The organism is Sinorhizobium fredii USDA 257 (genome assembly GCF_000265205.3).
GTDB lineage: Bacteria > Pseudomonadota > Alphaproteobacteria > Rhizobiales > Rhizobiaceae > Sinorhizobium > Sinorhizobium fredii_B.
In genome coordinates this window covers 5,927,521-5,948,273 of sequence record NC_018000.1, presented here as the reverse complement: position 1 = coordinate 5,948,273, position 20,753 = coordinate 5,927,521, and the positions used below count along the sequence as shown (strand labels likewise).

Annotated in this window: 19 protein-coding genes and 1 riboswitch; of the genes, 8 read left to right on the top strand and 11 right to left on the bottom strand. The window is 64.0% G+C overall.

The window, feature by feature from the left end; translation table 11 throughout:
• The first annotated feature begins 304 nt into the window (after positions 1-304).
• Positions 305-1,171, top strand: coding sequence for an RNA polymerase factor sigma-32 (locus tag USDA257_RS27955; RefSeq protein ID WP_014766342.1), 867 nt, complete (start codon positions 305-307; stop codon positions 1,169-1,171).
• A 25-nt stretch (positions 1,172-1,196) separates the two neighbouring features.
• On the opposite strand, the gene ampC is transcribed toward USDA257_RS27955, so the two are convergent.
• From ampC to thiB, 5 genes are all read right to left on the bottom strand, one after another.
• Positions 1,197-2,381, bottom strand: coding sequence for a class C beta-lactamase (gene ampC, locus USDA257_RS27950; RefSeq protein ID WP_014766341.1), 1,185 nt, complete (start codon positions 2,379-2,381; stop codon positions 1,197-1,199).
• Positions 2,382-2,581: 200 nt separating this feature from the next.
• Positions 2,582-4,090, bottom strand: coding sequence for a M48 family metalloprotease (locus tag USDA257_RS27945; RefSeq protein ID WP_014766340.1), 1,509 nt, complete (start codon positions 4,088-4,090; stop codon positions 2,582-2,584).
• 341 nt (positions 4,091-4,431) lie between these two features.
• The gene (thiQ, locus tag USDA257_RS27940; protein ID WP_014766338.1) at positions 4,432-5,154 is read right to left on the bottom strand and encodes a thiamine ABC transporter ATP-binding protein; all 723 of its coding nucleotides are present in this window, start codon (positions 5,152-5,154) and stop codon (positions 4,432-4,434) included.
• On the bottom strand, positions 5,151-6,752 hold the full coding sequence (thiP, locus tag USDA257_RS27935; RefSeq protein ID WP_014766337.1) for a thiamine/thiamine pyrophosphate ABC transporter permease ThiP: 1,602 nt from the start codon (positions 6,750-6,752) through the stop codon (positions 5,151-5,153). Before thiP ends, thiQ begins: the two co-directional genes overlap by 4 nt.
• A 31-nt stretch (positions 6,753-6,783) precedes the next feature.
• The gene (thiB, locus tag USDA257_RS27930; RefSeq protein ID WP_014766336.1) at positions 6,784-7,812 is read right to left on the bottom strand and encodes a thiamine ABC transporter substrate binding subunit; all 1,029 of its coding nucleotides are present in this window, start codon (positions 7,810-7,812) and stop codon (positions 6,784-6,786) included.
• A 49-nt stretch (positions 7,813-7,861) separates the two neighbouring features.
• Positions 7,862-7,976: riboswitch (TPP riboswitch) on the bottom strand.
• A gap of 167 nt (positions 7,977-8,143) precedes the next feature.
• Between thiB and USDA257_RS27925 the strand changes: the two genes are divergently transcribed.
• The 3 genes from USDA257_RS27925 (at position 8,144) to USDA257_RS27915 (ending at position 11,186) form a co-directional block, all read left to right on the top strand.
• Positions 8,144-8,626, top strand: coding sequence for a GNAT family N-acetyltransferase (locus USDA257_RS27925; RefSeq protein WP_014766334.1), 483 nt, complete (start codon positions 8,144-8,146; stop codon positions 8,624-8,626).
• An 81-nt stretch (positions 8,627-8,707) separates the two neighbouring features.
• Positions 8,708-9,358: a thiamine diphosphokinase gene (locus USDA257_RS27920; RefSeq protein ID WP_014766333.1), complete on the top strand. Its 651-nt coding sequence runs from the start codon at positions 8,708-8,710 to the stop codon at positions 9,356-9,358.
• 4 nt (positions 9,359-9,362) lie between these two features.
• Positions 9,363-11,186 (top strand): ABC-F family ATP-binding cassette domain-containing protein, encoded by a 1,824-nt coding sequence (locus tag USDA257_RS27915; protein WP_014766332.1) that lies wholly within the window; start codon positions 9,363-9,365, stop codon positions 11,184-11,186.
• A gap of 140 nt (positions 11,187-11,326) precedes the next feature.
• Here USDA257_RS27915 and USDA257_RS27910 read toward each other — a convergent pair whose 3' ends face one another.
• On the bottom strand, positions 11,327-12,052 hold the full coding sequence (locus USDA257_RS27910; protein WP_014766331.1) for a beta-ketoacyl-ACP reductase: 726 nt from the start codon (positions 12,050-12,052) through the stop codon (positions 11,327-11,329).
• Between the two features lie 110 nt (positions 12,053-12,162).
• Complete coding sequence (locus USDA257_RS27905) at positions 12,163-13,344, bottom strand: acetyl-CoA C-acetyltransferase (protein ID WP_014766330.1); 1,182 nt, start codon at positions 13,342-13,344, stop codon at positions 12,163-12,165.
• A 225-nt stretch (positions 13,345-13,569) separates the two neighbouring features.
• Here USDA257_RS27905 and phaR point away from each other — a divergent pair, with 225 nt between their 5' ends.
• Positions 13,570-14,148 carry a polyhydroxyalkanoate synthesis repressor PhaR gene (gene phaR / locus USDA257_RS27900; RefSeq protein ID WP_014766329.1) on the top strand — a complete coding sequence of 193 codons (579 nt, stop codon included), beginning with the start codon at positions 13,570-13,572 and terminating at the stop codon, positions 14,146-14,148.
• A gap of 228 nt (positions 14,149-14,376) precedes the next feature.
• Here the strand turns inward: phaR and rpmF are convergent, their stop codons facing one another.
• The 3 genes from rpmF to mtgA form a co-directional block, all read right to left on the bottom strand.
• Positions 14,377-14,562: a 50S ribosomal protein L32 gene (gene rpmF, locus USDA257_RS27895; RefSeq protein ID WP_012067326.1), complete on the bottom strand. Its 186-nt coding sequence runs from the start codon at positions 14,560-14,562 to the stop codon at positions 14,377-14,379.
• Between the two features lie 172 nt (positions 14,563-14,734).
• Positions 14,735-15,382 (bottom strand): glutathione S-transferase family protein, encoded by a 648-nt coding sequence (locus USDA257_RS27890; protein WP_014766328.1) that lies wholly within the window; start codon positions 15,380-15,382, stop codon positions 14,735-14,737.
• 77 nt (positions 15,383-15,459) lie between these two features.
• A complete protein-coding gene (gene mtgA, locus USDA257_RS27885; protein WP_080605851.1) occupies positions 15,460-16,206 on the bottom strand; it encodes a monofunctional biosynthetic peptidoglycan transglycosylase in 747 nt (248 codons plus the stop codon).
• Between the two features lie 211 nt (positions 16,207-16,417).
• Between mtgA and USDA257_RS27880 the strand changes: the two genes are divergently transcribed.
• The 3 genes from USDA257_RS27880 to USDA257_RS27870 all read left to right on the top strand — a co-directional run bounded on the left by USDA257_RS27880 (position 16,418) and on the right by USDA257_RS27870 (position 19,237).
• Entirely contained in the window at positions 16,418-17,332 is a 915-nt protein-coding gene (locus tag USDA257_RS27880; RefSeq protein WP_041414756.1) for a polyprenyl synthetase family protein, read from the top strand.
• Between the two features lie 5 nt (positions 17,333-17,337).
• Positions 17,338-18,393: a histidinol-phosphate transaminase gene (gene hisC / locus USDA257_RS27875; RefSeq protein ID WP_014766325.1), complete on the top strand. Its 1,056-nt coding sequence runs from the start codon at positions 17,338-17,340 to the stop codon at positions 18,391-18,393.
• Between the two features lie 202 nt (positions 18,394-18,595).
• Positions 18,596-19,237 carry a LysE family translocator gene (locus USDA257_RS27870; protein WP_014766324.1) on the top strand — a complete coding sequence of 214 codons (642 nt, stop codon included), beginning with the start codon at positions 18,596-18,598 and terminating at the stop codon, positions 19,235-19,237.
• Between the two features lie 10 nt (positions 19,238-19,247).
• Here USDA257_RS27870 and ispG read toward each other — a convergent pair whose 3' ends face one another.
• Positions 19,248-20,501, bottom strand: coding sequence for a flavodoxin-dependent (E)-4-hydroxy-3-methylbut-2-enyl-diphosphate synthase (gene ispG, locus USDA257_RS27865; protein WP_014766323.1), 1,254 nt, complete (start codon positions 20,499-20,501; stop codon positions 19,248-19,250).
• Positions 20,502-20,753 lie beyond the last annotated feature (252 nt).

Below are 20,753 nucleotides of genomic sequence, written 5' to 3'. Positions count from 1 at the left end.
AAGTTCGTTGCCACCAGGACAGCGCAGGTGGCATGGCGCGCCTCCTGCAATCTAAAATCGTCATCACGAGCGGGAACTTTTCGACCCTGCGCACGTTTCTCGTTCACGGGACAGGCATGCGCCTGCGTTCCCGCGCGATCTCGGTTCTGTGATTCCTCACCGTCTCAGGTCGTATTCCTCGATTTAGGGCACTGCCTGAATTCGTCAAGCAGCGCCGGCCGCCCTTCAACCGACCGCCGCGACAGGCGTTCGGCTCTTCTAAGATCAACAGTGTTGGCGTTCGGCGCCAGCCAGGGAGCAATCGATGAAGACCCTCACAGCAGACAGGCGTTTGATCAAGATTGCAATGGATGCCCCCTATCTCGAGCGGGACGAGGAGCATGCGCTGGCCGAGGCCTGGCGGAATGATCACGATCAGGACGCGCGAAACAAGATCGCCATGTCGCATATGCGGCTGGTGATCGCGATGGCGGCCAAGTTCCGCAGCTTCGGGCTGCCGATGGGCGATCTCGTCCAAGAGGGGCATATCGGGCTCCTGGAGGCGGCGGCGCGTTTCGAGCCGAGCCGTGAGGTCCGCTTTTCGACTTACGCCACCTGGTGGATCCGCGCGTCGATGCAGGACTTCGTGCTGCGCAACTGGTCGATCGTGCGGGGCGGCACCAGCTCGGCGCAAAAGGCGTTGTTCTTCAATTTGCGCCGGTTGCGGGCGCGCCTGGCGCAGGGCGATCGGCAACTTACATCGCAGGCTATGCACGAGGAAATCGCTGCCGCCCTGGGCGTTAGCCTCGCCGATGTGCAGACCATGGATGCCCGCCTCTCCGGCAACGACGCGTCGCTGCAGGCGCCGGTCGGTCACGGAGAGTCCGACGGCGGTGCGCGGCTGGATTTTCTCCCGAGCGATGCACCGCTTCCCGACGAGCAGGTGAGCGACATGATCGACGGCGAGCGGGCTCGCCGCTGGCTGCAGACCGCGCTGACGCAGCTCACCGAGCGCGAGATGAAGATCATTCGGGCGCGTCGCCTCTCCGAGGACGGTGCCACCCTCGAGGAACTCGGCCTGGCGTTGGGCATATCCAAGGAGCGCGTGCGGCAGATCGAAACCCGGGCGCTCGAGAAGCTGCGGACGGCGCTGGCTGCAAGGGCGCCGGCATTGACCGCTGCCATGCATTGAATTGGCGATTTCCCAGAGGCCGGCGTTACCGGTCTTCCGCCGGTAGGCGTTGCAGCGCTGTCAGGATCTGATAGGCGGCCTTTACCCGGGCTGGAATGGGGTAGTTCCTGTTGGCCAGGATGACGATACCGATCTGCTCGGCGGGAACAAAGGCGGCATAGGCGCCGAATCCACTGGTCGAGCCGGTCTTATTGATCAGCACGTCGTCCCGAGGCGGCAGCGGCGGATCCAGTCTCGTCACCTTGTTCGGCTTGAAACTGACCTCAGGCGAGTTTCCCGCCAGCAGCCGCTTGAGATCGGTCGGATAGGCATACATCTCCCATCCGAGTCCCTGGGTCATGTCGCCGACCCTGAAGTAACCGCTGTGCGTTGCGGCGATCGCGCGCTGGAGTGTGTCGTCCAACTCCGCGCCTTCTATGTTTGCCTCGACAAAACGGATCAAATCGGCGGCAGTGGTCTTTACGCCATAGGCTTCCGAATCGAGGACGCCGGGGCTTACCCGGACGGGCTTGCCAGCTTTCGAATAGCCATGGGCATAGTCGCCCATCCGGTCCTCGGGAACGCTGATATGGGTTTGAGTCAGGCCAAGCGCCGGGAAAAGCGTCTTCTCCATCAAAGCGTCGAACGGCTCGCCCATGCTTTTGGCGGCGAGGTAGCCGAATAGGCCGATGCTGGGATTCGAATAGAGCCGATGGCCACCCGCGGCGTAGCTCGGCCGCCAGCCTTTGAAATAGCCGATCATCTCTTTCTGGTCGGTGACGGAAGCCGGAAACTGCAAAGGCAGGCCGCCTGCCGTATAGGTGGCGAGATCGAGAAGGCTGATCCTGTCGAAGCTGCTTCCGGAGAGTGCGGGCAGGTGCTTGCTGGCACTATCGGAGAGAGACAGGACCCCACGCGCTTCCCCATAGGATGCCAGAGTCGCCGTAAAAGTCTTGCTGATCGAGCCGATCTCGAAAAGCGTCTCATCGCCGACCTTCTGTCCGCTCTCCTTCGAGGCGACGCCGTAGTTCAAAACGTATCTCCTCCCCTGCACCGTGGCTGCGACGGCCATTCCGGGAACGTCGTATTCCTCCATGATCGGGCGGATCGCCTCGTCAACAACGCGTTTGATATGTCCTGGGCTATCGCTGGCGGTCGCCTGGCTTGAGGCGCCGCAGAACAGAGAGGCGGCGGCGAGAACTCCAAGCGTCTGAAGGCGAACATTTCTCATGGCTGGATCTCCCCTCGAGTAACCGTGTCTACTGCATCATTCTTCGAATCGAAGCCGATATAAGGAGAAACATGCGGCAATTCGAAGTGTGAGATTTTATCCCTCGGAAAAAACGCACGGCGCGGCAGCAAGACGGCCGGTGAGAGGCGTTGCATGGAGGACGAGGAAGAGCGCCGGCCGAGCCGATGGAGGCGGATCACCTATTCGGAGATGATCTTCACCTTGTCGCCCGGTCTGACGGTGGAGGTGACCTGCATTGCGTTGATCAGCCGGAAGAGGTCGAGCTTCCGGTCCGTTCCCATCATTCGCGCTGCCAATGTGGCGCTCGTGTCGCCCGGCCGCACGGTGGCCACCCTGATGCGCAGCGGCTTCAAGGCCTGGATTTCGTTCGGCGACATGCGGCGGAAGGAACTGCGCAGCTGGCTCGCCGTCGGTTCAAGCGCCGCCGATCCCTTGGGAACCGCGGTCAGGAACCGGTAAATTCGGTCGCCGATGCGGATGACGGTCACGTCGAAATCCCAGCGATCGGCGGAGGCCCGCGCCGTCGCGGCTTCGAGGCCGTTGACGGCAATAGGTCGAATGGTGTCCGGCTGCAGACCGGTCACCCAGCCACTGGCAATGTAGTCGGTCAGTTTGCGGCCGGCATTATCGGCAATGCCGTCGAAGCGGATGGCGACTTCGCCCGGACCCGTGGCGAGCACCGCTTCGGCCTTGTTGTCGATCTGGAAGCCTTGCGGCACGTCGAAGCGTATGCCGAGCTGGCCGTGCAGGAAGGTTTGGCCCCGCACATAGCCCTCCTGCGGGCTGTCGCCATAGAGCAGCCCGTCGATGCCGGCGAGATAGTAGTCACGGCCGCGGTCGCCGCTCGTCCCTTCGGGGCCGAAGGCGCGGGCGTGCCGGCGGGCGAGCTCGACGCGCTGCGGCGCGTTCGGGTGGCTCGACAGGAAATCGAGGCTCTGGTCCGCTTCCGGATCGACCGCACTGAAGCGGCTATAGGCGGCCATCGAATCGAGGAAGCGCGCTGCGGCATAGGGGTCGTAGCCGGCTTCGCCGAGCATCCTGACCCCGATCACGTCGGCCTGCAGTTCCTGGTTGCGCGAAAAGGCCGCAAGCCGCAGCTTGCCGCGGGCCAGCGCCTGCTTGCCGGCAAGGTTGGAGGACAGCACTTCCGAGACGACACGACTGGCGATCACCTCGGCCTCCTCGCGCTGCTGGCGCTGGATGCCGTGATTGGCGGTGACATGCGCCATTTCGTGCGAAAGCACGGCGGCCACTTCCGAGGCGTCGTTGGCAAGCGCCAGCAGGCCGCGTGTGACGTAAAGGTATCCGCCCGGCAACGCAAAAGCATTGATCGCCGGGGAATTGAGGATGGTGATGCGGTAGGATTGCTGCGGGTTTTCCGAAACCGCCGTCAGCGCGCCGGTGATGCGGGCGACCAGCCGTTCCGTCTTGGCGTCCTTGTATTCGCCGCCATAGCTCGCGACGATGCGCGGATGCTCGCGCGCGCCGAGTTGGGCGCGCGGATCGTTCTTCTGCACCTCCTCGACGATCTGCGGATTGGACGAGGGCGAGACGGCCGGCTCGTAGGTCTGCTCGATAATCGACTGGCAGCCGGAAAGAAGGCTCAACGAGGACAATGCAACCAGAGCGCGCGGTGCCACGCCACGCCGCTTCGGAAACCAGCCTCTTGTGACTGTGTGCCTTGCCATTCCTCAGCCCGTTCCATCCGCCGAGGCGCCCTGCGCTCATGAGCCAACAGTCGCCAGCGTCGAAAAATCCTACTATTTCAGCCGCATAAGGGCGCTGGCGCAGGTTTTTCAGCCATGACCATGCTGTATCGATTTAAGCGCCGCCTGCCTAGCTGATCCCCGTAGAAATAGTTGCCCCGTGGTATCACAGCAACGGATGCGCGAGTAACGCGCATATCCGGCCGGACGTTCCGCGCGTCGCACGCCGGGGCGGTCAAATTGTGGCGAACCGGACATTGTCCAAAAATACTGCCGCGTTCCCCCGGTCGATTGCCATGGCAGGCGGGTGACGCTCATTCGTCTCACCCGATCTCGTCGTTGCCGAGAAACCGGTTGATCGCTGCCAGGTCCCGCCGTGCAAGAAAACGATCCAGGGCGTCATGGGCGACGATACGCCCCTGGTCGAGGAAAAGCACGGTATCGGCGAGGCTCTTCACGTCATCGGGATGATGCGTGATCATCAGGATGGTGTTGCCTTCCTCGCCATGCAGGTCGCTCAGCAGCGCGCGCATCTCTGCGCGCATGCCGGGGTCGAGTGCGGCGAAAGGCTCGTCGAGCAGCAACAGCGGCCGATGCCGCACCAGCGCGCGGGCAAGCGCCACCCGCTGGCGCTCGCCGCCGGAAAGCGTCGGCGGCAACCTCCTGCCGAAGCCGGCGAGCCCGACCCGCGCCAGCGCCTCCTCGATCCTGCCACGGTCGGATGAGTCGAGGCGGAGAGAGGGGCTGATCCCGAAGCCGACATTCGTTGCGACATCGAGATGAGCGAAGAGATTGTTTTCCTGGAAGATGATGGAGATCGGTCGCTCGGCGGGCATGCGCCCGGCCATGTCCTCGCCGAGGATCCGCACTTCGCCTGCCTCCGGCGTTTCGAAGCCGGCAATGACATTGAAAAGCGTCGATTTTCCCGAGCCCGAGGCGCCAATAACGGCGACGATCTGTCCGGCCGGAACCGCGCAATCGAATGCCAGCGCCGTCGTTTCGAAGCGAACCTTGACGTCCTTGAGCGACAGGGCGAGCGAACTCATGCGCTTCGTCCTTGTGCTGGCTTCTCTCCTGCCGTGCCGAGCATGGTCAGAACGAGGCAGATGAGGCCCAGCAGCAGGGCGAGCCCGGCCGCGTCGGCGGTGCGGTAGCTGCCCATCCGGCTATAGAGCAGCCAGGGCAGCGTCGCGAGATCCTGCGAACCGAAGAGGGCGACCGCGCCAAGATCGCCGAGCGACAGCGCGAGCGCGAAGGAGAATGCCATCAACAGAGGTTTGCGCAGCACCGGCCAATCGATCCATCGCAGGCGATGCAAGCTCCGGATGCCGAGGCTGGACGCAAGGCGCTCGGTGCGCGCGGCATGGGTCGCCATCGCCGGGGCGAGGACGCGGTGAACGAATGGCAGCGCCATCAGCGCATTGATGGCGATGACGAAAAACGGGGCAAAGCGCGCGACGTCGCCGAAGGGCCGGACGAGCAGGAACCAGCCGGCGCCAAGCACCACGGGCGGGGCGAGCAGGATCAAGGAGGTGCTGGCACCGATCGCACCGGCAAACAGGCGGGCCGGCACTTGAGGGCGTCGTCGCGCGAGGAGCAGCCGCTGCGCACGGATCATCAGGACGGCCATGACGACGGAAATGGTGGCGGACGGAAGGGCAATGGCGGCGCTGGTGGTGAGTGCCCGATGGAACGCCGGCTCGCCGACGAGGCGGGTGAGATCGGCCTGCAATCCGGACGTTGCGATGGCGACGAAGGGCAGGCCGACGAAGACGAGGGCGAGCACCAGCCAGGTCCCGTCGGCAAGGCGCGAAAGCCGACTCAGACCATCGAACCGTCGGGTCGCCCTGCCGCTCGTCTCGCCTTCCTCGGGGGGCGGCGCGAGAAATTTGAGGGCGACAAGGAGCGTGCCCGTCAGAACGACCTGCAGGCCGGAAAGGGCGATAGCCCGGGGTGGGTCGAAATCGAAGCGCAGCGCCTGGTAGATGGCCACCTCGATCGTGCTTGCAGCCGGGCCGCCGCCAAGCGTCAGCACCAGCGTGAAGCTGGTGGCGCAGAGCATGAAGATGAGGCCGGCAATGCCCGGCAGCAGACCCCGGAGCGCCGGCCATTCGACGAAGCGGAAAACGGCAAGCGAGCCCATGCCGAGATTGGCGGAGCTGCGCCAGTATTCGCCTGGGATGCGTTCGAGGCCGGCATGCATCAGCCGGGCCGCAAGCGGCATGTTGAAGAAGACATGCGCAAGCAGGATGCCGAACAGGCCGTAGACACTGATCGGCTGCTGCAATCCTGTCACTGCGAGGACGTTGTTCAGGAAGCCCTGCCGACCCCAGACCTCGATCAGGCCGAGCGCCGCAACAAGTGCCGGCAGGCCGAGCGGCAAGGCCATCAGCCGCAGCATCCAGATCCGGCCGGGGAAGGATGCCCGTCGCGCCAGGGCGCGTGCGACGGGTATGGCGAAGAGGATCGACAGGCCCGTCGAGAGGCCTGCCTGCAGCAGCGTGAAGCGGGTGACGCGCCAGATATAGGCGTCGAATAGGCCGTTGGCGCCGCCGTCGCCGGACTGCGCGAGCAGCGCGGCGCCTGCCAGACCGACGAAGAGCAGGATGCCGCCGAGGCAGAAAGCCGCGGCGGCGATTGTCATCCTGTTTTCGGCGGCGTCGAACAAGCCGGCCTCAGTTCTTGCTCATCGCCGCCAGCCATTCGTCGATCCAGGCCTTTCGGTTGGCGGCAACCTCTTCGGACGGCATCAGGAAGGTCTTTTCCGGATTGACGAGCTTGCCGAAGGCCTCGGGCAGAGGCTCGTTGGTGGAACCGACCGGCATCATCCAGTTGGTCGTCGGGATGATCGACTGGAATTCCGGGCCGGTCATGAAGGAGAGGAACTTGCGGGCGAGTTCCGGTTCCTTGCTGTTCCTCGTTACGCCGGCCACTTCGATCTGGATGTAGTGGCCCTCGGCGAAGGGGGCTCCCTGATAACGGTCGGTTCCTTCCGCCACCATGTGGTAGGCGGGCGAGGTGGTGTAGGAGAGGACCATTGGCGCCTCGCCCTTGGTGAACAGGCCATAGGCTTCCGACCAGCCGGGGGTCACCGTCAGCACGCGCTCGCTAAGCTTCGCCCAGGCCTCGCCGGCCTTGTCGCCGTAAACGGATTTGACCCAGAGAAGCAGGCCGAGGCCGGGGGTCGAGGTACGCGGGTCCTCAATGACGATCTTCTGGGCCGGATCGCCTTCGACCAGGTTCTTGAGGCTCTTCGGTGGGTTCTTCAGGGTTTCGGTGTCATAGATCACGGCGAAATGGCCGTAGTCATAGGGAACGAAGGTGTCGTCGGAAAAGCCCCCGGGAACCTTGAGCTTCGTCGTGTCGAGGCCGTGCGGGACAAAATAGCCGGTGGCCTTGGCCTCTGCGACTAGGTTGGTGTCGAGGCCGAGAACGATGTCGGCCTTCGATCCCTCGCCCTCGAGCTTCAGCCGCGTCAGGAGTTCGACGCCGTCGGCAACGCCGACATAATTCACCTTGCAGGCGCAGGTCTTCTCAAAGCCTTTGGCGACCTTGGCGCCCGGACCCCATTCGGTGATGAAGCTTTCATAGGTGTAGATCGTCAGCGTCTTTTCGGCGGCGACGGCGCTCGCTGAAAATGCGGCGACAGCGATGCTGGCAATCGCCAGCCGGCCGAGGATCTTGCGATGGAGTGAACTGGACATGATGGGCACCTCTCCCTGTTGTTGATGCTGCACGGGAAAAGCGCGTATCGGTCCGATCGCTTCTAATCCCTCCGCCGGTATGAGCCGGATCAGGTTCCGCGGGTTGGCTCGAAGCCTCTCAGCCATCGGACCGCAAGCGGTCCGGGGCACCCCGTTAGAGCGCCTAAGATTTAGCTTTCGGCGGCAGCCAAGGCAAGCGGAGTTTCGGCGGAAGCATTGGCCCTGAGCGCCGCCTGCGCTATCAAGGGTTTGCGAGAAACCGGAAGGATTTGCCGGCGCTCTGAGTTCAAACAACGGCGGCGGCGTTTTGTTCGCCAAGCGGGGTCATTTCATGCCGGACATGCTGGTTCGCCTCTATGCCTTGCCTGAAGGCCGCGGGTCCCGACTCGGCCCCGACGTTACCATCAGGCGCGCGCTAACGGCCGAACGCAGGATCGTTGTCTCCTGGATCGAGGAACGATTCGGCGCCCCTTGGGCGGGCGAGGCGGAGGCGGCCTTTTCCGCGACGCCGACGCGGATCCATATTGCGCTATGGAATGGAGAGCTTGCCGGCTTTGCCTGTCATGACGTGACCGCGCTCGGCTTCTTCGGGCCGACGGGCGTCGACAAAGCGATGCGCGGCCGCGGCCTCGGAGAGGCATTGCTGCTCGAAAGCCTCTTCGCCATGCGTGCCGCCGGCTACGCCTATGCGATCATCGGCGGCGTTGGCCCGGCGGAATTCTATGCGCGCGCCGTCGGCGCGGTGGAGATTCCGGATTCGACGCCCGGCATCTATGCGGACATGCTTTCTCCGGACGGGACGCGGGAGGCCTGATCCAGCAAGCCACGAGAGGGCGCCCCGAAAAGACGTTCTGCCCTTTTCCTCGGGCGCCGCTTTGCGCTATGGGCTTGTGCCATGACCCGATCGACCTTCACCATTCTTCTCGGCGGCGCGCTCACCCTCACGGAGCGGCTTACGGTGCAGCTTTCCGGCAGCCGCTTCATCGCGGCCGATGGCGGCATACGCCATGCGAAGACGCTTGGGGTGGAACCGGAGCTCTGGGTCGGCGACTTCGACTCGACCGATCAGGCGTTGTTCGCAGATTACGCCGAGGTCCCGCGGGAAAGCTATCCGGCCGCCAAGAACGCCACCGATGGCGAGCTGGCAGTCGAGGCGGCGCTTGCGCGGGGCGCCTCGACGTTGATCTTCGCCGGCGCGCTCGGCGGCACCCGCAGCGACCATGCCTTCCTGCACCTCCTGCGACTCGCGGCGCTGGCGGAAGAGGGACACGCCGCGCTCATGACCTCCGGCGAGGAGGAGGCCTATGCGCTGATGCCGGGGGTCCACGAGATCGACCTGCCGAAGGGCAGCCTGTTCTCGATCCTCGGCTTCACCGACCTTACCGGCCTGTCGATCGAAAACGCCCGCTACCCGCTCCACGGCTTCGCACTGCCTTTCGGCTCCTCCCGGACGATTTCCAATGTCGCGGAAGGTCCGGTTCGCTTTTCCCTGAAATCCGGCCGGGCGGTGGTTCTCGCCCGACCCTACGATCTTTCCGGAGCCTGACGCCTTGGCGCCCCCCATCCTGAAGCTTGACGACATCCTTCTTACCTTCGGCGGCACGCCGCTTCTCGCCGGCGCCAATCTGCAGGTCGAGCCGGGTGACCGCATCTGCCTCGTCGGCCGCAACGGCTCGGGCAAATCGACGCTGATGAAGATGGCCGCCGGTCTTATCGAGCCGCAGTCCGGCGAGATTTTCCGGCATCCCTCGGTAACCATCCGCTATCTGCACCAGGCCCCGGACTTCGACGGCTTCGACACGGTGCAGGCCTATGCCGAGGCCGGGCTCGGCCCCGGCGACGATCACTACCGCGTCACCTATCTGCTGCAGCATCTGGGGCTGACCGGCGAGGAGGACCCGAAGCGCCTCTCCGGCGGCGAGGCGCGCCGCGCGGCACTCGCCCGCGTCATGGCGCCGGAGCCCGATATCCTGCTTCTCGACGAGCCGACCAACCATCTCGACCTGCCGACGATCGAATGGCTGGAAGACGAGCTCGCCCGCAGCCGCTCGGCCCTCGTGCTGATCTCGCACGACCGGCGTTTTCTCGAGAAGGTCTCGACCGCGACGGTCTGGCTCGATCGCGGCCAGTCGCGCCGGCTCGACCGAGGCTTTGCTCATTTCGAAGCCTGGCGCGATGAGGTGCTGGAGGCGGAGGAACTCGAACAGCACAAGCTCGGCAAGGCGATCGAGCGCGAGGAGCACTGGCTGCGCTACGGCGTCACGGCGCGGCGCAAGCGCAACATGCGCCGCCTCGGCGAGTTGCAGGACATGCGGACGCGCTATCGCGGCCACAAGGGGCCGCAGGGCACGATCCAGGCAACCGTCGCCGACGCCAAGGAATCCGGCAAGCTGGTCATCGAGGCGGAGAAGATCACCAAGGCCTATGGCGAGCGGACGATCGTCGCGCCCTTCTCGATCCGCGTCCATCGCGGCGACCGGATCGGCCTCGTCGGGCCAAACGGCGCCGGCAAGACGACGCTGCTCAAGCTCCTGACCGGGCAGCTCGAACCGGACTCAGGCACCGTCAAGCTCGGCACCAATCTGGAGATCGCCACGCTCGACCAGAAGCGTGAAGATCTGAACCTCGACGAGACGCTGGCGCATTACTTGACCGACGGGCGCGGCGAGACGCTTCTCGTCAACGGCGAACAGCGACACGTCACCGGCTACATGAAGGAATTCCTCTTCCAGCCGGAGCAGGCCCGCACGCCGATCAGCGAACTATCCGGCGGCGAGCGAGCCCGGCTGATCCTCGCCCGCATCCTGGCGCGCGCCACCAACCTCCTGATCCTCGACGAACCGACCAACGACCTCGACATTGAGACGCTCGACCTCCTGCAGGAGATCGTCGCCGGCTTTGCCGGAACGGTGATCCTTGTCAGCCACGACCGCGATTTCCTCGACCGCACGGTGACCTCGACCATTGCGCCCGCCAATCCGGAAGCGCCCGACGGCCGCTGGATCGAATATGCCGGCGGTTATTCCGACATGATGGCGCAGCGCAAGGGCGCGATCGAGGAGCGGCGCAAGGCCGAGAAAGCCGAGAGGGCCAAGCCGAGCGATGCCCCCGTCGAAACAGCCGAGCCGAAATCCAAGGGGAAACTCTCCTACAAGCAGAAATTCGCGCTGGAGAACCTGCCGAAGGAGATCGCCAAGGCCGAGGCCGAGATCGCCAAGCGCGAAGAGAAGATGCACGATCCTTCTCTCTTTTCCCGCGATCCGGACGGTTTCGCGAAGCTTGCCGCCGAGCTCGAAAAACTGAAAGAGGGCCTGACGCGCATGGAGGAGGAATGGCTGGAGCTTGAAATGTTGCGCGAGGAGCTCGAAGGCTGACGCCGGTCCGATTTATGGGAAAACCCCTCCCCACAAGGAGGAGGGGCCAGAAGTCGAGCCCAACTCAAGGGTAAAAATTGCAGCAACTCAAAGCGCTGCAGCGACCTTTGTGCGCCTGAAAAGACGCGAGGCGCTGTAGATCAGGCGAAATACTGTCCGCCATTCGCCGATATCGTCGAGCCGGTGATGAAGCCGGATTCGTCAGACGCCAGGAACACGACGCAGCGGGCGATCTCGTCCGGTTCGCCGAGGCGGCCGACCGGGATTTGCGGGATGATTCGTTCGTTCAGCACCTTTTCCGGCACCGCCCGCACCATCTCCGTGCCGATATAGCCGGGGCATATCGCATTGACGGTGACGCCCTTTGCCGCCCCTTCCTGCGCCAGCGCCTTGGTAAAGCCGAGATCGCCGGCCTTGGCGGCGGAATAGTTCGCCTGGCCCATCTGGCCCTTCTGGCCGTTGATCGATGAGATGTTGATGACGCGGCCGAAGCCGCGGTCGCGCATGCCCGACCAGACGGGATGCGTCATGTTGAAGAGGCCGGTGAGATTGGTATTGATGACCTCTCCCCACTGTTCCGGCGTCATCTTGTGGAACATCGCATCGCGGGTGATGCCGGCATTGTTGACGAGAATGTCGATCGGCCCGAGATCCGCCTCCACCTTGGCGATACCGTCGACGCAAGCCTGATAGCTGGAGACGTCCCATTTGTAGACCGGGATACCGGTTTCCTGCTTGAAGGCCTGGGCTTTCTCGTCATTGCCGGCGTAGGTCGCAGCCACCTTGTAACCGGCCGCCTTCAGCGCCACCGAAATCGCAGCGCCGATACCGCGGGACCCACCCGTAACCAATGCTACCCTGCTCATGTTCGCCTCCCATTGGGTTAAAATCTGCCAAAACTATTCTTCCGCGGCCCGGAACTCCGGGCCGCGCGTGCTCGATCGAATAGGGCGGAGCCCTTGCATACCGCTAACTGTTACAGGCGCTCGACGCACATGGCGACGCCCATGCCGCCGCCGATGCACAGCGTTGCGAGGCCCTTGGAAACACCACGGCGCTTCATTTCGAAGAGCAGCGTGTTGAGGACGCGGGCACCGGAAGCGCCGATCGGGTGGCCGATGGCGATCGCGCCGCCGTTGACGTTGACGATCGACGGATCCCAGCCGAGATCCTTGTTGACCGCGCAGGCCTGCGCCGCGAAGGCTTCGTTGGCCTCGACGAGTTCGACGTCGCCGACCGACCAGCCGGCCTTTTCGAGCGCCTTGCGCGAGGCGGGGATCGGGCCGGTGCCCATGATCTGCGGGTCGACGCCGGCCGTCGCCCAGGAGACGATGCGGGCGAGCGGCTGAATGCCGCGCCTGGCGGCCTCGACCTCGGTCATCAGCAGCGTTGCGGCAGCGCCGTCATTGAGCCCCGAGGCGTTGGCCGCGGTGACCGTACCCTCCTTGTCGAAGGCCGGACGCAGCTTGGCGATCGAATCGAGCGTGGCGCCGTGGCGGATATATTCGTCCTGGTCGACGCTGACGTCGCCCTTGCGGGTCTTGACGATGAACGGGACGATTTCGTCGGCGAACCGGCCGGCCTTCTGCGCCGCTTCCGCCTTGTTCTGCGAGCGGAGCGCGAATTCGTCCTGCTCCTCACGGGTCAGCTGCCACTTACGCGCGACGTTTTCGGCGGTGATGCCCATGTGGTAGCCGTAAAAGGCGTCCGTCAGGCCGTCCTTGATCATCGTGTCGATCATCTTGTAGTCGCCCATCTTGACGCCGCCGCGCAGATGCGCGCAATGCGGTGCCATCGACATCGATTCCATGCCGCCGGCGACGATGATGTTCGCGTCGCCGATGGCGATCTGCTGCATGCCGAGGGCGACCGCGCGCAGGCCCGAGCCGCAAAGCTGGTTCATGCCCCAGGCGGTCTTTTCCGGCGGGAGGCCGGCCTTGATCGCCGCCTGGCGGGCCGGGTTCTGCCCTTCGCCGGCCTGAAGCACCTGGCCGAGAATCACCTCGTGGACCTCTGCCGCCTCGACGCCGGCCCGTTCGAGGACCGCCTTGATGACCGTTGCACCCAGTTCATGAGCGGGTGTGTTGCCGAAGGCGCCGTTGAAGGACCCGACTGCGGTGCGAGCGGCGCTGGCGATCACGATGGAGGGATTGCTCATGGGACGTTTCCTCTTGTTTCCTTTGCCTGGAGAAGCAGACTGGCAAAGCCAGGAGCGCAAGTCAAACTCCTTGATGCTCTGCAACAAAAGCTTCATCGTCGGTTCTACCGACCGTTGTTTTGCACCTGCGTCGCCGCAATGCACAAAGAGATTGTCAGCGGCGCTCTTTTGCGGATACTCTTAAAAAACACAATAAAGACGGGACGATGGGTAGAGGAGACCCTGATGGCGAAGCATGAAGGCCAGATCGTTATCAAGAAATACGCAAACCGGCGGCTCTACAATACCGGCACGAGCACCTATGTGACCCTCGACGATCTGGCCGTGATGGTGAAGAGGGGGGAAGACTTCGTCGTCCAGGACGCCAAGTCCGGTGAAGATATCACGCATTCCGTGCTGACGCAGATCATCTTTGAGCAGGAGTCGAAGACCGGCAATACGCTTCTGCCGATTTCCTTCCTGCGCCAGCTCATCTCATTCTACGGCGATCAGATGCAGATGGTCGTGCCGAGCTATCTCGAACATTCGATGCAGGCCTTCACCGAGCAGCAGGCGCAGATGCGCGAGCAGATCAACAAGGCCTTCGGCGACACGCCGCTCGGCAAGAACCTCCAGGTGCCGTTGCAGCTGGTCGAGGAGCAGGTCAAGCGCAACACCGAAATGTTCCATCAGGCCATGCAGATGTTCTCGCCCTTCATGGCCGCTCCTCCGGCCAAGGAGACCAAGAAGGCCGAGGCGAAGGATATCGACGAGCTCAAGGAACAGCTTCGGGCGCTGCAGACGAAGCTCGACAATCTCGGCTAGAAATACGCCCCTCCCCATAAAAGGGAGGGGCTACCCTACTTCACATTTGATTCAATCCGTCACCACTTGTGGGAACCTTGAGTTGGGCTGGACGGTGACGCGCGCAAGCCCCTCCCACCTGTGGGGAGGGGTTGGGGAGGGGCGTTTCGGAAGCGCTGCGCTCCAACGCACCAAAGAAAAAGGGCCGGCAGAGCCGACCCTTCAAACTTCATCCGCAGACGGAAGAGCTTATGCGCTTTCCTTCGGCGTCAGGACCTGGCGACCGCGGTACATGCCGGTCTTCAGGTCGATGTGGTGCGGACGGCGCAGTTCGCCGGAATTCTTGTCTTCGATGTAGGTCGGAGCCTTGAGGGCGTCAGCAGAACGGCGCATGCCCCGTTTGGACGGGCTCGTTTTTCTTTTAGGTACAGCCATTTCATTCTCCACTTATCGGGCAAAACACTGTTCAGCAGCCGAAAATGGCCGGGTCAAACAGATGTCGATCTCGGAAATTTTGCGCGCTTATACATGGCCAACCACGCTTTGACCAGTCCCCGCGTGCAAAATTTCGAATCGGGGCGGCAAGCGTCTGCTCCTACTTGAGACGTCAGACCTCGTCCTCCGGCACGATCCACGGTTCGGCCCTCGATGCCTCCTCCCATTTGCGGAAGGCCGGGTGTGCCTTGACGGCGTCCATGTAGGCGAGCGTTGCCGGATCCGTCGTGAGCTCATATATTTCCAGGCGGTTGACGACGGGGGCGAACATCGCGTCGGCGGCGGTGAAGCGGCCAAAGAGGAACGGTCCGCCGGAGCGGGCGATCGCCTCGTGCCAGATCTCTTCGATCCGCGCGACATCGGCGGCGACCCCTTCGGGAAGCGCGATCGCCTTCACCGGCCGGCGGATATTCATCGGGCAGGCGCCGCGCAGCGCCCGGAAGCCGGAAAGCATTTCCATCGAATAGCTGCGCGCACGGGCACGGTCCCCGCGGTCCTCCGGCCACAGGCCAGCCTCGGGGTAAAGCTCGGCCACATATTCGATGATCGCCAGCGATTCCCAGACGCGGATATCGCCGTGCTGCAGGACCGGCACGCGGCCGGTCGGCGAGATTTCACGAATCCTCGGGTTACCTGCCGGAAAGTCGAAGGGGATGACGACGTCCTCGAACGGAATGCCGCAACCTTCGAGGGCGAGCCACGGCCGAAGCGACCAGGACGAATAATTCTTGTTGCCGACATAAAGGACCAGCTCGGCCATGGCTCCGTCTCCGCTTGGTTTTTCGGGAGGCAGACTTGCCATAGGCGCAGCCGCACAACCAATGAATTGTCTTCATCTCAATCATAAAGACATGTGATGTAGTCGCCGGAGCGGCCGGCGCGACGTTCGATCACCGAGGCGAGACGCCTCAAGCCCCGTCCGGGCTTGCCGGCATTGCGGTCGATCGGATTGGGCAGCGCCACGGCCAGCAGCGCCGCCTGGCGGCGCGAAAGCTTGGCTGCGGAAACGCCGAAATGATGCCGCGCGGCGGCTTCGATGCCGTAGACGCCGTCGCCCCACTCGGCGACGTTCAGGTAGATTTCCATCATGCGCCGCTTGCTCCAGACGAGATCGGCAACGACGGCGAGTGGCAGCTCCATTCCTTTTCGAACGAAGGAGCGGCCGTTCCAGAGATAGAGGTTCTTGACCGTCTGCATCGGGATCGTGCTCGCACCGCGCGTCTGTTCGCCATCCAGGGCGTCCTCGACGACACCGCGCATCTGCATCCAGTCGACCCCGTTATGGACACAGAACTGGCCATCCTCGGACATCATCACCGACTGGACGAGGACCGGGGAGATATCGTCGAACGCCACCCACTGCCGGTCGTAGCCGCGCAGCAGCACGAGGTCGCGCAGCATCAATGTCGATACCGGATGAATGAAACCGAGCAGGTAGACGAAGATCAGCAGGTAAGGCAGCAGGAGAATGCAAAGCGCCGCGAGAACGAGACGCCGGCGGCGCGTTCGCCACGTGCGGCGCATGGCAGACCACCGTCCGGCGGGCAACTCGCCCTCCTCGCGTTCTTCCGGAACGATGTCCACGGCCTGACTGTCCACCCCTCTATCCATTCCCCATTCTTATTTCATGACCCCGCTCTTTTTCATGGCCCCACTCTTATTTCATGGATCGCGAAAGTTGAACGGCCTTTCTCGCAAAGACAAGGGCGCCTGTGCACTCATCCCGAACAAAACGCGTGAGCTGCGGCGCAAAAGTCCGTTGAAAGCGGCTCTCCCACGTGCCAAAGAGCCTCTCATGCAAGACGAGCCATCATTCTTTGCGGAACGCCTCAAGGCCGCGGCGCTGGCGGTCGAGGGACTGCTCTCGAGCCTCCTCGGGCCCGCGTCCCAAGCGGACGAGATCGCCCGCCCGGCAACGCTGCTCGATGCCATGCGCCATGGCGTGCTCAATGGCGGCAAGCGGCTGCGTCCTTTCCTCGTCGCCGAAAGTACCGCCCTTCTCGGCGGCAGCGCCGATGCATCGCTCAGGATCGGTGCGGCGCTCGAATGCGTGCATTGCTATTCGCTCGTCCACGACGACCTACCGGCGATGGACGACGACGACGTCAGGCGCGGCCAGCCGACCGTGCACATTGCCTTCGACGAAGCAACGGCGATTCTCGCCGGCGACAGCTTGTTGACCTTCGCCTTCGACATTGTCGCCGCGCCCGCAACGCCCCTCTCGGATCGCCAGAAGACGGCGCTTGTGCTGGCACTTGCCCGCGCCGCCGGCCTTGGCGGTATGGCTGGCGGGCAGGCGCTGGACCTCGCCGCCGAGAAGACGGCGCCGGACGAGGCAGCTATCGTTACGCTGCAGGCGATGAAAACCGGCGCCCTCATCCGCTTCGCCTGCGAGGCGGGCGCGATTATCGCCGACGCGAGTCTCGAGGATCGCCGACGCATGCGCGCCTTCGGCGACAAGGTCGGCCTTGCCTTCCAGCTTGCCGACGACCTGCTCGACCTCACCGCCGACGCCGAGGCGATGGGCAAGGCCACCGGCAAGGACGCCGCCCGCGGCAAGGGTACGCTCGTCGGCCTTCATGGCCAGGCCTGGGCCGAGCGCCAACTCGAAAAGCTGGTGGCGGAGGCGGAAGAACTGCTGGCACCCTACGGTACCCGTTCGGCCGTTCTCGTCGAAACCGCCCGCTTTGTCGCGAACCGAAGGAACTGAACACAATGAGCAAATTCTGGTCGCCGATCGTTTCCAGGCTCACACCCTATGTTCCGGGCGAGCAGCCGCGCATGGCCAATCTCGTCAAGCTCAACACCAATGAAAGTCCGTACGGTCCGTCGGAACAGGCGCTCGAGGCGATCCGGTCGGCGGCAAACGCCGAACTCCGGCTCTATCCGGATCCGGTCGCGCTGGGCCTGAGGGAGGCGATCGCCGCACGATGTGGCGTCTCGGCCGGGGAAGTCTTCGTCGGCAATGGCTCCGACGAGGTGCTGGCCCACGCCTTCGCCGCGCTGCTGAAGCACGACGAGCCGCTGCTCTATCCGGACATTTCCTACAGCTTCTATCCGACCTATGCGGGGCTTTTCGGCATCGATGCGATCGAAGTGCCGCTCAACACCGCATTCCGCATCGATATCGCCGACTATCGTCGCCCCTGCGGCGCAATCATCCTGCCCAACCCCAATGCGCCGACCGGCATCGGCCTGCCGCTTGGCGAGATCGAGCGGCTGGTCGCCGAACATCCCGACCAGACGGTGGTGATCGACGAGGCCTATATCGACTTCGGCGGCGAATCGGCGGCCGCGCTCGTTCCGAAATACGACAATCTGCTGGTCGTGCAGACCTTCTCCAAGTCCCGGGCTCTGGCCGGCCTGCGCGTCGGTTTCGCGATCGGCCAGCGGGTGCTGATCGAGGCGCTGGAGCGCGTCAAGGACAGTTTTAACTCCTATCCGCTCGGACGCGCCGCCCAGGCTGGCGCGACCGCCGCGATCAGGGACGAGGCGTGGTTCGAGGCGACGCGCGGCAAGATCATCGCCACGCGTGCGCGGTTGACGAGCGAACTGGAGAAACGCGGCTTCGAAGTCCTGCCGTCGCAGGCGAACTTTATCTTCGCCCGCCATCCGGACCAGGCCGGTCAGACGCTCGCGGCCAAGCTGCGCGAGCGCGCAGTCATCGTCCGGCACTTCGCCAAGCCGCGGATTTCGGATTTCCTGCGCATCACCATCGGCACCGACGAGGAATGCGCCAGGCTGATTTCGGCGCTCGACGAGATTCTCTAGCCCTTCGGGTTGGCTGAAGCGGGCGGCCTGTTTGCTCGGCTGGCTTCGCCGTAGCGTTGGCTACGCCGCGCGCCAGCCGAGCAAGCATTCCGCTCCGCTTGAGCCAACAGAATGATTCAATTTAACCAGGAAAGGCTAGCCCTTGGCTGCCGCGAGGGCCTCGGCTACTTTCCGTCCGGAACAACAAAATGGGTGGCGCCGCATGCTCGAACTCACGCCTTATCTTCCGCAGCTTCTGGTCGCCTGGACGGCCTATGTCATCGCCACCGCATCGCCAGGCCCGGCGGTTCTGGCGATCATCGCGACGTCGGTGAGCCAGGGGCGAAAGGCCGGGCTGGCGCTTGCCTTCGGCGTGCTGACCGGCAGCTACACCTGGGCGATGCTGACCGCCTCGGGCCTCTCGGCGCTCATCCGGACCTATGGCGAGGCGATCATCGTCCTGAAGATCGCCGGCGCCTGCTATCTTTTCTGGCTCGCCTACAATGCGCTGCGAGCAGCGATGCGAGGTGACACACCCCGGCCATCCCTTGGCGTTCCGTTGCAAATGTCGCTGAAGAAGCTCTATCTCAAGGGCCTCGGCATCCACCTGACCAATCCCAAGGCGATCTTCGCCTGGATTATGCTGGTGTCGCTCGGCATGCCGGAAGGGGCGCCGGCCGCCGTCACCGCCACCTTCATCGGCGGCTGCATGCTGATCGGCCTCGTCACCTTTTGCGGCTTTGCGATCGTCTTCTCGCTGTCGCCGGTGCACCGCGGCTATCTGAAATCGCGGCGGATCATCGAGAGCCTGATGGCCGGCTTCTTCGCCTTTGCCGGCCTGAAGCTTTTGACCACCCGGCTTTGATCGTTGCTGCTTACTCGGCTGCCGCCTGGCCGCGGCCGAAGCGTTTTTCGATATAGTCGGCGACGAGAAGCTGGAAGTCTTCGGCGATCTTCGGGCCGCGCAAGGTCATTGCCTTCTGACCGTCGATGAAGACCGGCGCGGCCGGCATCTCGCCGGTGCCGGGAAGCGAAATACCGATATCGGCATGCTTGCTCTCGCCCGGGCCGTTGACGATGCAGCCCATGACGGCGACCTTGAGCGCCTCGACGCCCGGATATTTCTCGCGCCAGACCGGCATGCTGGCGCGGATATCCTCCTGGATCTTCTGGGCGAGTTCCTGGAAGACCGTGGAGGTGGTGCGGCCGCAGCCGGGACAGGCGGCGACGACGGGGATGAACTGGCGGAAGCCCATGACCTGCAGGAGCTCTTGCGCCACCTGCACCTCGCGGGTGCGGTCGCCGCCGGGCTCGGGCGTCAGCGAAATCCGGATCGTGTCGCCGATGCCCTGCTGCATCAGGATGCCGAGCGAAGCCGAGGAGGCGACGATGCCCTTCGTCCCCATGCCAGCCTCGGTAAGGCCAAGATGCAGCGCATGGTCGGAGCGGGCGGCCAGCATCGCGTAGACGGCGATCAGGTCCTGGACGCCTGAAACCTTGGCGGAGAGAATGATGCGGTTGCGCGGCAGGCCGAGCTCCTCGGCAAGCTCCGCCGAGAGCAGCGCCGACTGCACGATCGTCTCGCGCGTCACCTGTTGCGCCGTCAGGGGCGAGCCCTTGGCCTGATTCTCATCCATCAGCCGCGTCAGGAGCTCCTGGTCGAGCGAGCCCCAGTTGACGCCGATGCGCACCGGCTTGTCGTAGCGGATCGCCATCTCGATGATCTCGGCGAACTGCTTGTCCTTCTTGTCCTTGAAGCCGACATTGCCCGGATTGATGCGGTATTTCGCCAGTGCTTCGGCGCAGGCCGGGTGATCGGCAAGCAGCTTGTGGCCGATATAGTGGAAATCGCCGACGAGCGGCACGTCCATGCCGAGGCGCAGCAGCCTATCGCGGATCTTCGGCACGGCGGCGGCGCTTTCGTCGCGGTCGACGGTGATGCGCACCAGTTCGGAGCCTGCCTTGTGGAGGGCCGCCACCTGCGCCACCGTCGCATCGATATCGGCCGTGTCCGTATTCGTCATCGACTGCACGACGACCGGCGCGCCACCGCCGACGATGACGCCGCCGACATCGACGGCAACCGACGGGCGGCGCGGCTTTGGCTCGAAATCGAAAGCAGAAGACATGAAGGCCTCTTCTTGGGGTCCCGGCGAGTTCGAAGCGGGATGCGGACGGCAGTCGCGTCCCGAGCTTTCGCCCTTCAGGTGGAGGAGGAAAGCCTGCTTGTCAACGGCAACATCACGCGCTGACGGCGAATTGATGGCGAGGGTCGTCAAGGCGGGTGATTGGCCCCGGCCTGCCGGCCACTTTCGCCTGTAAGCGTCGGCCTACGGGACGAGCCAGGGGCGAGGGCTAATCGATATCCGCCTATGAGCGGC